Origin of the sequence: Frigoribacterium sp. CFBP9030 (assembly GCF_034045195.1) — a bacterium.
In the GTDB taxonomy this organism is placed as follows: domain Bacteria; phylum Actinomycetota; class Actinomycetes; order Actinomycetales; family Microbacteriaceae; genus Frigoribacterium.
On sequence record NZ_JAXCWG010000006.1, the window covers coordinates 55,705 to 68,954 of the forward strand.

At 72.7% G+C, this 13,250-nt stretch carries 13 protein-coding genes; 9 read left to right on the top strand and 4 right to left on the bottom strand.

What is annotated here, in order from left to right:
* Nucleotides 1–24: 24 nt before the first annotated feature.
* Nucleotides 25–1,074 (bottom strand): threonine aldolase family protein, encoded by a 1,050-nt coding sequence (locus SOM13_RS08595; RefSeq protein ID WP_243213894.1) that lies wholly within the window; start codon nucleotides 1,072–1,074, stop codon nucleotides 25–27.
* Between the two features lie 103 nt (nucleotides 1,075–1,177).
* Between SOM13_RS08595 and SOM13_RS08600 the strand changes: the two genes are divergently transcribed.
* Genes SOM13_RS08600 through SOM13_RS08610 form a run of 3 tightly spaced genes read left to right on the top strand, consistent with a single transcriptional unit; the run spans nucleotide 1,178 to nucleotide 4,014 of the window.
* On the top strand, nucleotides 1,178–2,356 hold the full coding sequence (locus tag SOM13_RS08600; protein WP_320479447.1) for a DegT/DnrJ/EryC1/StrS family aminotransferase: 1,179 nt from the start codon (nucleotides 1,178–1,180) through the stop codon (nucleotides 2,354–2,356).
* A complete protein-coding gene (locus SOM13_RS08605; RefSeq protein WP_320479448.1) occupies nucleotides 2,343–3,059 on the top strand; it encodes a sugar transferase in 717 nt (238 codons plus the stop codon). Before SOM13_RS08600 ends, SOM13_RS08605 begins: the two co-directional genes overlap by 14 nt.
* 34 nt (nucleotides 3,060–3,093) lie before the next feature.
* On the top strand, nucleotides 3,094–4,014 hold the full coding sequence (locus SOM13_RS08610; protein WP_320478117.1) for an AEC family transporter: 921 nt from the start codon (nucleotides 3,094–3,096) through the stop codon (nucleotides 4,012–4,014).
* A gap of 13 nt (nucleotides 4,015–4,027) precedes the next feature.
* Here the strand turns inward: SOM13_RS08610 and SOM13_RS08615 are convergent, their stop codons facing one another.
* Nucleotides 4,028–4,864, bottom strand: a complete 837-nt coding sequence (locus SOM13_RS08615) for an exodeoxyribonuclease III (RefSeq protein WP_320478118.1) — start codon at nucleotides 4,862–4,864, stop codon at nucleotides 4,028–4,030.
* A gap of 109 nt (nucleotides 4,865–4,973) precedes the next feature.
* On the opposite strand from SOM13_RS08615, the gene pyrE reads away from it, so the two are divergent.
* The 5 genes from pyrE (at nucleotide 4,974) to SOM13_RS08640 (ending at nucleotide 9,598) form a co-directional block, all read left to right on the top strand.
* Nucleotides 4,974–5,525, top strand: coding sequence for an orotate phosphoribosyltransferase (gene pyrE, locus SOM13_RS08620; protein WP_320479449.1), 552 nt, complete (start codon nucleotides 4,974–4,976; stop codon nucleotides 5,523–5,525).
* The gene (locus tag SOM13_RS08625) at nucleotides 5,522–7,543 is read left to right on the top strand and encodes a hypothetical protein (protein ID WP_320479450.1); all 2,022 of its coding nucleotides are present in this window, start codon (nucleotides 5,522–5,524) and stop codon (nucleotides 7,541–7,543) included. The genes pyrE and SOM13_RS08625 overlap by 4 nt, the downstream gene beginning before the upstream one ends.
* Nucleotides 7,544–7,668: 125 nt before the next feature.
* Nucleotides 7,669–7,896, top strand: coding sequence for a phosphopantetheine-binding protein (locus SOM13_RS08630; RefSeq protein WP_320479451.1), 228 nt, complete (start codon nucleotides 7,669–7,671; stop codon nucleotides 7,894–7,896).
* Nucleotides 7,893–8,564, top strand: coding sequence for a NeuD/PglB/VioB family sugar acetyltransferase (locus SOM13_RS08635; protein ID WP_192061568.1), 672 nt, complete (start codon nucleotides 7,893–7,895; stop codon nucleotides 8,562–8,564). Before SOM13_RS08630 ends, SOM13_RS08635 begins: the two co-directional genes overlap by 4 nt.
* Nucleotides 8,561–9,598, top strand: coding sequence for a ketoacyl-ACP synthase III (locus tag SOM13_RS08640; protein WP_320479452.1), 1,038 nt, complete (start codon nucleotides 8,561–8,563; stop codon nucleotides 9,596–9,598). The genes SOM13_RS08635 and SOM13_RS08640 overlap by 4 nt, the downstream gene beginning before the upstream one ends.
* 28 nt (nucleotides 9,599–9,626) lie before the next feature.
* Here the strand turns inward: SOM13_RS08640 and SOM13_RS08645 are convergent, their stop codons facing one another.
* Nucleotides 9,627–10,439: an HAD-IIA family hydrolase gene (locus SOM13_RS08645; RefSeq protein ID WP_192061566.1), complete on the bottom strand. Its 813-nt coding sequence runs from the start codon at nucleotides 10,437–10,439 to the stop codon at nucleotides 9,627–9,629.
* Nucleotides 10,440–10,549: 110 nt separating this feature from the next.
* On the opposite strand from SOM13_RS08645, the gene SOM13_RS08650 reads away from it, so the two are divergent.
* Nucleotides 10,550–11,203 (top strand): RNA methyltransferase, encoded by a 654-nt coding sequence (locus SOM13_RS08650; RefSeq protein ID WP_320479453.1) that lies wholly within the window; start codon nucleotides 10,550–10,552, stop codon nucleotides 11,201–11,203.
* Here the strand turns inward: SOM13_RS08650 and SOM13_RS08655 are convergent.
* A complete protein-coding gene (locus tag SOM13_RS08655; protein ID WP_320479454.1) occupies nucleotides 11,169–13,244 on the bottom strand; it encodes a glycosyltransferase in 2,076 nt (691 codons plus the stop codon). The genes SOM13_RS08650 and SOM13_RS08655 overlap by 35 nt on opposite strands.
* Between the last annotated feature and the right edge of the window lie 6 nt (nucleotides 13,245–13,250).

A 13,250-nucleotide genomic window follows, 5' to 3' on the forward strand; every position in this document is an offset into this window, starting at 1 on the left:
AATATTAAATATGCAGAAATGTCATCATGGGCGCAGCAGCGCGCCCGCATCGCCCACGAATCGATCCACCTGCTCGGGCGTCGTGTCGAACGAGCACATCAGGCGGACCTCGCCGGAGGCGCGGTTCCAGTCGTAGAAGCGGTGCAGCTCGCGCAGGGGCTCGACCGCGTGCCGGGGCAGCACCACGAACACGGCGTTCGCGTCGACCGCCTGCGTGATCGTGACTCCGGGCAGGTCGGCGAGGCCGGACGCGAGTCGGGTGGCCATGGCGTTCGCCTGCGTCGCCGACCGCAGCCACAGGTCGTCGTCGAGCATCGCCAGGAACTGCGCCGAGACGAACCGCATCTTCGAGAGCAGCTGCGCGTCCATCTTGCGGAGGAAGACCAGGCCGGCCCGCGCCTCCTCGGTGAAGGTCACGATCGATTCGCCGAGCACGAGGCCGTTCTTGGTGCCGCCGAACGAGACGGAGTCGACGCCGACGTCGCGGGTGATCGCCCGCAGGGGCACGCCGAGCGAGGCCGCCGCGTTGGCGAGGCGGGCGCCGTCGAGATGCACCCGCATGTCGAGCGAGTGCGCATGGTCGGTGATCGCCCGCAGCTCGTCGGGCGTGTAGACGGTGCCGAGCTCGGTGCTCTGCGTGATGGTCACCGCGAGCGGCTGGGGGCGCTGCTGGTCGCCGCGGCCGTGCGCCTGGCGGTCGATCAGCTCGGGGGTGAGCTTGCCGTCCGGCGTCGGCACGGTCAGCAGCTTGATGCCGCCGAGGCGCTCGGGCGCACCGCCCTCGTCGGTGTAGACGTGGGCCGTCGTCGCGCAGATCACGGCGCCCCAGCGGGGCGTCAGCGCCTGCAGCGCGGCCACGTTGGCGCCCGTGCCGGTCAGCACCGGGTCGATCGAGGCGCCCTCGCCGAACTGCTCGACGACGACCTCGGCGAGCCTCCGTGTGTAGGGGTCGGCGCCGTACGAGCCGACGTGGCCGCCGTTCGCGTCGATCAGGGCCTGCAGCACCTCGGGGTGTGCCCCCGCGTAGTTGTCGGAGGCGAACGAATGGGCCGAGGGGTCGTGGAGTCGCGTCACCCCTCCATCATCGACCACCGCGAGCCGAGGAGGCGCGGGTCGGCTCTCGACGTGAGCCTCCGTCACGTGTAATATCCGTATGTCACATACACCGAGGAGACCCATGGCGTCGCGAATCCACCTGTCCGCACCCGACATCGGCGAGGCCGAGCGCGACGCCGTCGACCGCGCGCTCCGCTCGGGCTGGGTCGCACCGCTCGGCCCCGAGGTCGACGCCTTCGAGCGCGAGGTGGCCGACCGGGTCGGGGCGGGTCACGGCGTCGCCCTGTCCTCCGGCACGGCGGCCCTCCATCTCGGCCTCCGCGGTCTCGGCGTCTTCCCGGGCTCGCTCGTCGTGACGACCTCGTTCACCTTCGCCGCCACGGCCAACGCCGCCGTCCACGCCGGCGCCGTGCCCTACTTCGTCGACTGCAGCCCCGAGACCGGCAACCTGTGCCCCGATCTGCTCGACGAGGCGCTGACGGCGCTCGCCGCCTCGGGGAAGGCCGTCTCGGCCGTGCTGCCGGTCGACATCTACGGGCGGGTGGCCGATCTCGAGCGCATCGGCGCGGTCGCCGAGGCCCACGGCGTGCCGGTGCTCTGCGACAGCGCCGAGTCGTTCGGGGCGAGCCGCCACGGGCGTCCGGCGGGCTCGTTCGGCCGCGCCTCGGCCGTGTCGTTCAACGGGAACAAGATCATGACCACCTCGGGCGGCGGCATGCTGCTGACCGACGACGCCGAGCTCGCGGCCGATGCGCGGCGCGTCGCGAGTCAGGCGCGCCTCCCGGTGGCGCACTACGAGCACGACGAGATCGGCTACAACTACCGGCTCAGCAACGTCCTGGCGGCTCTCGGTCGGGCGCAGCTCTCCAGACTGGGCGAGATGATCGCCCGACGGCACGCGATCCGCGAGCGATACCGATCGCTGATCGCCGGTCGACCCGGTGTGCGACTGCTGCACGACGGCGGGCTCGACGCCGGGTCCGACGGCGGCCTCACCGCCGGCGCCGCCGGCCACGCCGACAACGCCTGGCTGACGTCGCTCGTCTTCGACGACCCCGCCGCCGTCGCGATCGTCGGAACCGCCCTCGCGGCGGATGCGATCGAGACCCGCCGCCTCTGGAAGCCCCTGCATCTGCAGCCGGTGTTCGCGTCGAACGGGCACCTGGTGACGGGGGCTGCGGAGTCGCTCTTCGACCGGGGCCTCAGTCTGCCGAGCGGCTCCGTGCTCGACGACGACGATCTCGACCGGGTCTGCTCCCGCCTGTCGGCCGCTCTCGATGCGGCGGGTGTCCGTGCGTGACGGGGCGCCGACGCGTCGCGCCTCCCCGAACACCCGGCCGGCCGGGGTCTCGCGTGCGGGCTGGCGCTCGCGTGCGGCCTGGCGCTCACGTCCTGCGCGGGTCGCGCGGCGGGCGTTCGAGGCGACCACCGCCTCCCTCGCGCTCGTCGTGCTGTCGCCCGTGCTGCTCGTGACGGCCGCGGCGGTCGCCCTGCGGCTCGGTCGCCCGATCCTCTTCCGTCAAGACCGTGCGGGTCGAGACGGCCGGGTCTTCCGACTCTGGAAGTTCCGCAGCATGCTGCCCGTCGATCCGAGCCGGGGGCTCGTCTCCGACGCCGACCGTCTGACGCGGTTCGGTGCTCTACTGCGGTCGACGAGCCTCGACGAGCTGCCGGGTCTCGTCAACGTCGTCCGGGGCGACATGGGTCTCGTCGGCCCGCGGCCCCTGCCGCCGATCTACCTCGACCGCTACACCCCGCAGCAGGCGAGGAGGCACGAGGTCGCCCCCGGGCTGACCGGGCTGGCGCAGGTGGCCGGCCGCAATGCGATCCCGTGGGAGGACCGCCTCGCCCTCGACGTCCGCTACGTCGACGAGGCGTCCCCGCTGCTCGACGCGCGGATCCTCCTTCGGACGGTGCGCGTGGTCCTGTCGCGCGAGGGGGTCTCGGCCGACGGCGTCGCGACGATGACGGAGTTCCGGGGGGCGGCCGAGCGCACGGCCTGACCGCGTCGCCTGCCGTCTGCACCAAGATGGGTGCATGGGCGGAGTGCTGATCGGGTTCGGGATCATCGGGGCGGTGATCGCCGTCGGCTACGTCGTCGGCCGCATCGACCTCCTCGGGCCGCAGGGGCACCACGTGCTGTCGCGCATGGTGTTCTTCGTGCTGACGCCCTGCCTGCTGTTCACGACGATCTCGCAAGCCGACGTCCATCTGCTGTTCTCGCGCCTCCTGGTGGTCAGCGCCGCCGCGTCGCTCGTCGCGGCCGTGATCTCGGTGCTGGTGCTGAAGCTCGTGCTGAAGAGGTCGGCGGCCGAGACCGCCATCGGGACGATGGGAGGCGCGTACGTGAACGCGAACAACATCGGTCTGCCCGTCGCCACCTACGTGCTGGGCAGCGCCACGTTCGTCGCGCCCGTCCTGCTGTTCCAGCTGCTGGTGCTCACGCCGATCGTGCTCGCCGTCATGGACACCGCCACCAATCGCGGCAGCAGCCTCGGCCGGACGATCGCGCGGCCGTTCACGAACCCGCTGCTGATCGGGTCGGCCCTCGGCGTCGTCGTCGCCGTGACCGGGTTCGAGATCCCCGAGGCCGTGATGCAGCCGTTCGTGCTCGTCGGAGGCGCCGCGGTGCCCGTGGTGCTGATCTCGTTCGGCATGTCGCTCGTCGGGTCCCGACCGCTGCAGGCCCGCGAGGGTCGCGCCGACGTCGTGCTCGCGACCGTGCTGAAGCTCGGCGTGATGCCGCTCGTCGCGTGGCTGCTGGGCTCGTTCGTCTTCGGCTTCGAGGGGCACGAGCTGTTCGTGGCGGTCGTGCTGGCCGGGCTGCCGTCGGCGCAGAACGTCTTCAACTACGCGCAGCGCTATCGGACGGGGGTGGTCGTCGCCCGCGACACGGTGCTCGTCACGACCATCGTCGCGGTGCCGGTGCTCGTCGTCATCGCGGCGCTGCTCGCGTAGCCTGCGCCCCCGATCAGAAGATCATCGGCCGATCGTCGTCCAGCTCGGTGTCGAGGTCGAGGTCGACCACGACGGGCACGTGGTCGCTCGGGGCGTCGCCCTTCCGCTCGTCGCGGTGGATGGCGGCCGAGGTCACGAGGTCGGCGAACGCGCTCGAGCCCATGATGAAGTCGATCCGCATGCCCTCGTTCTTCGGGAACCGGAGCTGCTTGTAGTCCCAGTAGGTGTAGCCCTCGGGGATCCGCGGGCGGACGACGTCGGTGAGGCCGACCTGCTCGAACCGGGCGAAGGCCTCGCGCTCCGGAGCGCTGACGTGCGTGCTGCCCTCGAAGACCGACATGTCCCAGACGTCGGCGTCGAGAGGCGCGACGTTCCAGTCGCCCATCAGGGCCAGGGGCAGATCGGGCTTCTCGGTGAGCCATGCCCGGGTCTCGGCGGCGAGCTTCGACAGCCAGTCGAGCTTGTAGTCGTAATGGGGGTCGCCGAGCTCGCGGCCGTTGGGCACGTAGAGGCTCCAGAGTCGGACCCCCTCGACGGTGACGCCGATGGCGCGGGCCTCCTTCGGCTGATCGGGGCCCTCCTGGCCCTTGGCGAAGCCGGGCTGCGAGGGGAAGGTGATCTCGACGTCGTCCATCGGCAGGCGGCTGGCGAAGGCCACGCCGTTCCACTGGCTGAGGCCGTGCAGCTCGACCTCGTAGCCCGCCTCGCGGAACGCGTCGAACGGGAACTGCTCGGGCTTGCACTTGATCTCCTGCAGGCCGACGACGTCGATGTCCTCGCGCACCAGCCAGTCGACGACACGGCCCACTCGGGCGCGGACGGAGTTGACGTTCCAGGTGGCGACTCGCATGCCGACCACGCTACCGGGGAGGCGCGGTGCCGGTCCCGTGACGCCGCCCCCGTGGTCGCCAGGAGGCCGAGCCGGTGCCTGTGGAGGGGTCTGCCGTACCATTGGGCGCGTGACCGACGCACGCACACAGCTCATCGACTTCATCGGCTCCGAAGCCGTCTTCCACGGCGACTTCACTCTGACGAGCGGCAAGAAGGCGACCTACTACATCGACCTCCGCAAGGTCAGCCTCGACCACCGGGTCGCTCCGCTGATCGGCCGGGTCATGGTCGACCTCATCGACGAGGTCCCCGACGTCTTCGCCGTCGGCGGTCTGACCATGGGCGCCGACCCGATCGCCGCCGCCGTGCTGCACCAGGGCGTCGCGCTCGGCAAGGACTACGACGCGTTCGTGGTCCGCAAAGAGCCCAAAGACCACGGGCGGGGCAAGCAGGTCGAGGGCCCCGAGCTCGCCGGCAAGCGGGTCGTCGTGCTCGAAGACACGTCGACGACCGGAGGCTCGCCGCTCGCGGCCGCCAGGGCGCTCGAGGCCGTCGGCGCCGAGATCGCCGCCGTGGCCGTCGTCGTCGACCGCAGCACCGGCGCCCGCGAGGTCATCGAGGCCGCCGGCTACCCGTATCTCGCCGCCATCGATCTCGACGATCTCGGGTTGCGGCCGTGACCGACGAGGCCACCGGTCGCGACGCCGACGATGCCGAGCGCGACCCCGCCGACTGGCTCGCCGCGCAGTTCGGTGGCCCCGAGCCCGAGCCCGAGCCCGAGCCCGAGCCCGACGACACCGAGCAGCCCGAACCCGTTCCGGAGGCGGCGGCAGCGCCGGTGACGGAGCCGTCAGAGCCCGAGCTGCAGATCCGGCCCGCGACGCCCCCCATCCCCGCGACGGACCCCGAGCCCTCGTCGCCCAGCGCCGTCGCCGCGTCCGTCCCGGTGGTCCCCGTCGTGCCGCGCCGCGCGCCGTCCCTGCCCGTCCCCCCGGCGCCGACCGACGAGTCGACCGTCTCGCGCAGCTCCGGGCACCCCATGGCGCTCGATCTCGCGGCGCTGCGCCGGGCCGCCTCGGCCGAGCCGACCCCGACCGAAGCGCCCTCGGACGCCTCCGAGGCTGCGGCCGACGAGCACGCGGCCCCCGCGGCCCCGCCTCGCGAGCAGCGGCCCTCGCTCGAGACCCCCGCGCCCGCGTCGTCGCCGGCCCCCTCGGCTCCTGCCGATCCTCCGCGCTCTCAGTCCACGGACGAGCCGGGCCCGTTCACCGCGATCCTCACGACCCCGACCGCGTCCGACCTCGCCGCCGAGCCGCGCACCTTCGACTGGAGCGCGCTGCCCTCCGAGCCCGAGCCCGAGCCGGGGCCTGAGCCTGAGCCGGTGCCCGAGCCGCACCTCGAAGACGACCTGCCGCCGACGCAGGCGCACGACATCGTGACCTCCGACGCCGAGACCCGGGCGTTCACCCTGCCCGCCGACGACCGCCCCGAGGAGGAGCGGGTCGTCGACCACGCCCCTCCCGTCGTCGATCCACCCGAGCCCGCACCCCTGAACGAGACCCGGGCGCTGCCGGTGTCCGAGGCCCCCTCCGGCACTCCGCCGGAGCCTGAGGCCGAGGCGGCACCTGAGCCTGAGCCCGCGGCCGAGCCTGCACCCGAGGCCGAGGCCGAGGCCGAACCTGCACCCGAGCCCGAGCCCGCACGCGATCCCACACCCGAGCCCGAGCCCGAGCCCGAGCCCGCACGCGATCCCACACCCGAGCCCGAGCCCGAGCCCGCATCCCGTCCCGAGTCCGTCCAGATCCCCGGCCGCGACTCCGACGCGGCCCCCGTCGGCGCGACGACGCCGGCCGCCGCCTCGTCGGCCGACCCCTGGTGGGTGGAGGAGCACCACGAGATGACGCGCCGCGAGCGACGTCTCGCCGAGGCGGCGGGTCAGCTGCCCCCGCCGGCCGTGGCGCCCGCGGCGACTGCGCCCGAACCGGCTCCGCGCGACGCCGCAGGCGATCCGTCGCCCTCCGACCGCGACGACGAGTACGAACCGACGTTCACCGAGATCCTCGGCATCGTCCGCCAGCCCGTCGCCGAACCGGACTCCGCCGAGACCCTGCCTGCCGGTTCGTGGTCGCTCTCCGACGAAGTCGACCCCGTCGATTCCGACGACTCGGAGTCCAGCGCGAGGCGAGGCGCGCACGACCCTTCCGAGCGTGGGCAGCACGACGTCGTCGACGACGAGCCGGCCGACGACGCCGCGACCTCGGTCCTGCCTCGCCGGGCACGGTCGACGCCGTCCGATGCGCCCTTCGTCCCGTTGTTCGGCGACGACGACGAGCCCGGGCCGAGACGTCGCGGTTCGGCGGCGCCGGAGCCCGAGTCCGACCCCTTCGCCGGCTTCTCCGCCCCATCCGGGTCGTCGGCCCCGATCGACGAGCCCGGTTCGAGGAGGCGCGGTGACGAGACCCGGCCGCGCCGCACCTCCTCGGGTGGCGGCATCGAGACGTGGCCTCGCGAACGCAAGATCCTGCTGGGGGTGGCGGCCGGTGTCGTCGTCGTGCTCGCCCTGCTGGTCCTGTTCCTCCTCGTCGGATCGGCCTTCGCCGCACCCGAGGCGGCCTCCGCCGACGGCCCGGCGGCGCTGGCCGCCATCGTGTCGGACGCGATGATGCGACCCGAGGTGGTGGTCCCGGCTCTGCTCTGAACCGGCCGCCCTCCGAGCCGACCGGTGAGCCTCACCGAAAGTGAGGATTGATATTGTGAAATACATGTACCACGGGTAGCATGATGGTCGGAGCACAGCCGTGCTCCTCGACCCCGTGAGGACACATGAACGACACCGACCTGCTCACCCTCGCCGCCGATCTCGTCGACGCCGAGCCCGGCTCCGTGGCACTGACCGACCGCCTCTCCGACATCGGCTGGGACTCCCTCGCCAACGCGATGTTCATCGCCGAGGCCGACTCCTCGTGCGGTGTCGTCGTCGACGCCGAGGCGCTGGCTCGTTGCGTCACGCTGGCCGACGTCCAGGCCCTGACCGCACCCGTCATCGCGTGACCGGGGGTCTCGATCCCGTCGAGACGCGTCGTCGCCTCGTCCTCGTCGGCGCCGGCGGGGCCGGTCGCGAGCTGCTCGCCATGGTGCGGTCGTCGCCGAGGTTCCTCGCCGACCAGCGCATCGACGAGGTCGTCTTCATCGACGACTCCGGCGAACGACCCGGGTCTCCGGCACCCGTCGTCTCCACGATCGACGCGTACGTCCCCGACTCCTCCGACCTCGTGCTGTGCGCGATCGGCGAGCCGCGGTCGCGGGCGTCCGTGGTCGAGCGGCTCGACGCCGCCGGGGTCGTCTACGCGACATTCGTCCACGACACCGCCGTCCTCCTCCCGGGGTCGAGCATCGGCGAGGGGTCGGTCGTCTATCCGTTCGTCGTGGTCTCGACCGATGTGACGGTCGGGGCGCACGTCTGGCTCCAGACGTCCGCCGCCCTGGGTCACGACGTCGTCGTCGGCGACGTCGCCACCGTCAGCGGCGGGGCCGCCCTGCTCGGCGGGGTGACGGTCGGCGACCGGGCGTTCGTCGCCACGGGCGCCATCCTGCGCCCGGGCGTCGAGGTCGGCGCCTCTGCCCGCGTCGGCGCCGGCAGCGTCGTCCTCCGCCGGGTCCGCCCCGGGTCGACGGTCTTCGGGGTGCCGGCCGTGATGCTCCCGGGGGCGGCGCGATGAGCACGACCCGCGCCTCCTCGGCTCCCTTCCGCTACGCCGCCCTCGGGCCGGTCGCGTCGTTCGTCCCCCCGCGGGTCGTCGACAACGACGAGCTGAACCGCGAATTCGCCCCCGAGAACATCGACCGCCTCGCGGCGAAGACGGGCATCGTCAGCCGCCACGTGGTCGACGGCGAGACCTCGTCCGACTTGGCCGTCGGCGCGGCCGAGCGTCTCTTCCGCGAGCACGGCGTCGATCGCGACGACGTCGACTTCCTGCTCCTCTGCACGCAGAGCCCCGATTTCACCATGCCGTCGACCTCCTCTCTCGTGCAGCACCGGCTCGGTCTCCGGAACCATGTGGGCGCGCTCGACCTCACCGTGGGCTGCTCGGGCTACATCTACGCCCTCGGGGTCGCGAAGGGCCTGATCGAGTCGGGGCAGGCCCGGACGATCCTGCTCGTGACCGTCGACACGATCTCGCGCTTCATCAACCCGGCCGACCGGCAGCTGCGGTCGCTCTTCGGCGACGGCGCCAGCGCCTCCCTCGTGACGGCGTCGGCGGAGGCGCCGGCCCTCACCGGTTTCGCCTACGGCACCGACGGGTCGGGGGTGGAGCACCTGATCGTCCCCGGTGGCGGGTTCGCCGACCCGTCGGTGCTCGCTCCGAAGTCGCTGCCGGCGGCCCGCGGGTTGACGCCGTCGGGGCGCGACCTCTACATGAACGGCCCCGAGGTGTTCACGTTCTCGCTGCGGGTGGTCCCGGAGGTCGTCGACCGCTCACTCGAGCTGGCCGGCTTCACGATGGACGACATCGACGTGTTCGTCCTGCATCAGGCGAACGCCTTCATGCTCGAGACCCTGCGCAAGAAGCTCGGCATCGATCCGGCCCGGTTCGTCGTCGCGATGCACGACGTGGGCAACACGACGTCGTCGTCCATCCCCCTGGCGCTCGAAGCCGGGCTGGCGAGCGGGCAGGTGTCCCGCGGGCAGAAGGCCCTGTTCGTCGGGTTCGGCGTCGGCCTGTCCTGGGCGGCGGTGGTCGTCGACCTCTGATCCGCCGTCGAGCGGGCCGAGCAGAGGGTCAGAACTCCGACGGGACGACGTCGGATTCGACCGGCTCGGCCCGCACGAGCTCGTGCACTCCGGTCAGGATCTCGTTCGGCCTGAAGGGGTACCGCTCGATCTCGGCCTGGTCGCTGATGCCGGTCATCACGAGGATGGTGTGCAGGCCGGCCTCGATGCCCGCCATGATGTCGGTGTCCATCCGGTCGCCGATCATCGCCGTGTTCTCGCTGTGCGCGCCGATGCGGTTCATGGCCGACCGGAACATCATCGGGTTCGGCTTGCCGACCACGTACGGCGACTTCCCCGTCGCCGCCTGGATCATCGCCGCGATGGCCCCGGTGGCGGGCAGCACCCCCTCGGCGCTCGGTCCGGTCGCGTCGGGGTTCGTCACGATGAAGCGCGAGCCGCTGCGGATCAGTCGCACGGCCTTGGTGATGGCGTCGAACGAGTAGTTGCGCGTCTCGCCCACGACGACGTAGTCGGGGGCGGTCTCGGTCATGATGAACCCGGCCTCGTGCATCGCCGTGGTCATGCCGGCCTCGCCGATCACGAACGCCGAGCCGTTCGGCATCTGCGAGCGGCAGAAGTCGGCGGTCGCGAGCGCGGACGTCCAGATGCGCTCCTCGGGCACGTCGAGCCCCGAGGCCCGCAGCCGGGCCGCGAGGTCGCGCGGTGTGAAGATCGAGTTGTTCGTCAGCACCAGGTACGGGGTGCCCTCGTCCTGCCACTGCTGGATCAGTGCGGCCGCCCCCGGCAGAGCATGGTTCTCGTGCACGAGCACGCCGTCCATGTCGGTGAGCCAGCATTCGACTTCGTCGCGGGTAGCCATGCGGCCACCTTACTGAGGTGCCCCCGGCTCCCGCCCTCGCCATCACGACGCGACGTTCCAGGAGCTCAGGAGGCGCGCCTCCTCGACGCGGACACCCGTACCCTGGCCTGATGTCCCAGGACGACGCCTCCGACCCGACGCCGGCCGATGCCCTGCAGCCCCTGCACGGCGTGGGGCCCTGGCCGGGCGGCGAGTCCGACTGGCCCGTCGACGAACGCTACGACGTCGAGCTGCTCCGCGACGGCGACTCCCGCAACGTGATCGACCGGTACCGGTACTGGACGATGGAGGCGATCGTCGCCGATCTCGACGAGCACCGCCATCCCTTCCACGTGGCCATCGAGAACTGGCAGCACGACATGAACATCGGGTCGATCGTGCGGAGCGCGAACGCCTTCGCCGCCGACACCGTCCACATCGTCGGTCGGCGGCGGTGGAACAAGCGCGGGGCGATGGTCACCGACCGCTACCAGCACGTGCTGCACCACCCCGACGTCGCGTCCTTCCTGGCGTGGTCGCGGGAGGCCGGGCTGCCCGTCCTGGCGGTCGACAACGTCGAGGGATCGGTGCCCATCGAGACGTTCGACCTGCCCGAGCGCTGCGTGCTGCTCTTCGGTCAGGAGGGCCCGGGTCTCAGCGACGAGGCCATCGCGGCCTCCGACGCCGTGCTCGAGATCTCGCAGTTCGGCTCGACCCGCAGCATCAACGCGTCGGCGGCGGCCGCCGTGGTCATGCACGCGTGGGTGCGTCGGCACCGGTTCTGACGCCCGCTGCGCCCGCGAGGTCCGCGGCGCTGGCGAGGTCCGCAGCGCTCGCCGGGTCTGCGGCGCCCGCAGCGCCCGCCGCGCTGAGGTGCCCGAGGAGGTGCTCGGCGGCCCGATCCCAGACGTCGCGGTGATCGAAGCGCTCGGCCACCGAGGCTGCGGCGGCCGTGGCGAGGGCCGAGGCGACTCGCCGATCGGTCAGGACGGTGCGGAGGGCGTCCGCGAGCGCGACGTCGTCCCGTCGGGGGACGACGAGCCCGGTGACGCCGTCTCTCACGACCTCGGCGAGGGCCGGGGCGTCGCTCACGACGACGGGCACCCCGGCGCAGCTCGCCTCGAGCACGACCGAGCCCAGCCCCTCGCGGTGCGAGGGGAGGCAGAACGCGTCGAACGCGGCCAGCACCTCGGACGCGTGGTCGACGGGACCGTGCAGGGCGAACCCCTCCTGGCCGAGCAGCCGACGGGTCTCGGGCGGGAGGTCGGCCAGGCCCTCGTCGGGGCCCACGATCACGAGGTGCGCGGCGAGGCCCTCCCGGCGGAGCCGGTCGACTGCCGAGACGAGCTCGACGAGTCCCTTGTCGGCGGAGGCCCGCCCGACGAAGCCCACGACGAGGTCGTCGTCGTCCAGGCCGTGCGCCGACCGGACGGTGCGCCGCCGCTCGGGGTCGCGACCCGCCGCCTCGAAGCGCTCGACGTCGACGCCGCCCACCGAGCCGTGGCCCAGCACGGTCGTGCGGCCGGTCGGGATGCCGAGCTCGCGGCAGACGTCGACGAGGGGGCGGCTCACCGCCACCGTCTCGGTCGACAGCACGGCCACGAGGCGCTCCGCGAGAAGGCTGATGCGACGGGGGAGACCCGTCTGGGTCTCGAGCCGCAGCCCGTGCAGCACATGGACCCGTCGGGGCACCCGAGCGATCGTCGCCGCCAGGGCCGTGACCAGCGAGGCCTTGGGAGTCCCGTAGACCACGACGGCAGGGCGAAGACGCAGCAGCAGCCTCGTCGCCGCCCCGAGCGCCTTCACGTCGTCGACGGGAGCCGGCTCGCGGACGAGGGGGAGCGCGTGCGTCGCCACGCGCTCCCGGCGCCCGACCGCCGCCAGACGGCCCGTGTCGGCGGAGGCGACCGCGAGCGGGCCGACACCTCGCGCGATCCAGCGCCGCAGCTGACCCGCGTAGAGCACGTCGAGGCTGCCGTCGGCGGTCGTGACGAGCAGCACGCCCCGGCGCGGACCCCGCGTCAGCCGGGAGGGGAGGTACCGGGGGCGGCGGAGGCCCACGTGACGCACGAACTGGGCGGCGATCCACACCGCGTCGCGGGCCCGCTGGGCCGCCGGCGGCGAGCCGAGCGCGGCCGCCAGTCGGCGTCGGCCGGCGAGCACGCTGCGGGTCGCCGGGCCCCACGGCGGAGTCCGCCGACTGTGCTGCCCGTCGTGCACGCGGTAGGAGATGAGCGCCTCGGGCACGTTGTCGATCGGGCCGACGGTCGCAAGGCGGAGCCACAGGTCGTAGTCCTGCATGCGCGTGCAGCGCGTGTCGTAGCCGCCGACGAGGTCGAACGCCGAGCGGCGGTAGGTCGTGGCCGAGTGCGTCAGGGCGTTCCGCGTGAGCAGCAAGCGTCGGAGATCGGGCCCGGTGGGGGCGACGAGGTGCCGGAGGGGTGCCCCGTCGGCGTCGACGACCGTGACGGACGACCCGAGGGCCACGAGCTCGGGTCGCGACGCGAAGGCCGACATCTGTCGCGCGATGCGCTGGGGCTCGGCCAGGTCGTCCGCGTCGAGGCGGGCGACGAACTCGCCGTGCGATGCGGCGATCCCCGTGTTAAGGGCGACGGGCGTCCCGCTCCGTCGTTCGAGGCGGACCGCGAGGAGGCGCGGGTCGACCGGCAGGTCGCTCTCGTCCCCCGTCGCCCCGTCGAGCACCACGACGACCTCGAGCCGCGACCACGTCTGGCCGAGCGCCGACGAGACCGCTTGGAGCAGATGGTCGTCGACGGCGATGGCGGGGATGACGACGGATACGAGGGGCTCGTGGGGCTCGGACATCATTCT

Excerpts from the sequence above, each read along its gene's own strand:
- SOM13_RS08645 (WP_192061566.1), bottom strand. The coding sequence starts at position 10,439 with ATGGCTACCCGCGACGAAGTCGAATGCTGGCTCACCGACATGGACGGC.
- SOM13_RS08600 (WP_320479447.1), top strand. The coding sequence starts at position 1,178 with ATGGCGTCGCGAATCCACCTGTCCGCACCCGACATCGGCGAGGCCGAG.
- SOM13_RS08615 (WP_320478118.1), bottom strand. The coding sequence starts at position 4,864 with ATGCGAGTCGCCACCTGGAACGTCAACTCCGTCCGCGCCCGAGTGGGC.
- SOM13_RS08655 (WP_320479454.1), bottom strand. The coding sequence starts at position 13,244 with ATGTCCGAGCCCCACGAGCCCCTCGTATCCGTCGTCATCCCCGCCATC.
- SOM13_RS08640 (WP_320479452.1), top strand. The coding sequence starts at position 8,561 with ATGAGCACGACCCGCGCCTCCTCGGCTCCCTTCCGCTACGCCGCCCTC.
- SOM13_RS08630 (WP_320479451.1), top strand. The coding sequence starts at position 7,669 with ATGAACGACACCGACCTGCTCACCCTCGCCGCCGATCTCGTCGACGCC.
- SOM13_RS08610 (WP_320478117.1), top strand. The coding sequence starts at position 3,094 with ATGGGCGGAGTGCTGATCGGGTTCGGGATCATCGGGGCGGTGATCGCC.
- SOM13_RS08650 (WP_320479453.1), top strand. The coding sequence starts at position 10,550 with ATGTCCCAGGACGACGCCTCCGACCCGACGCCGGCCGATGCCCTGCAG.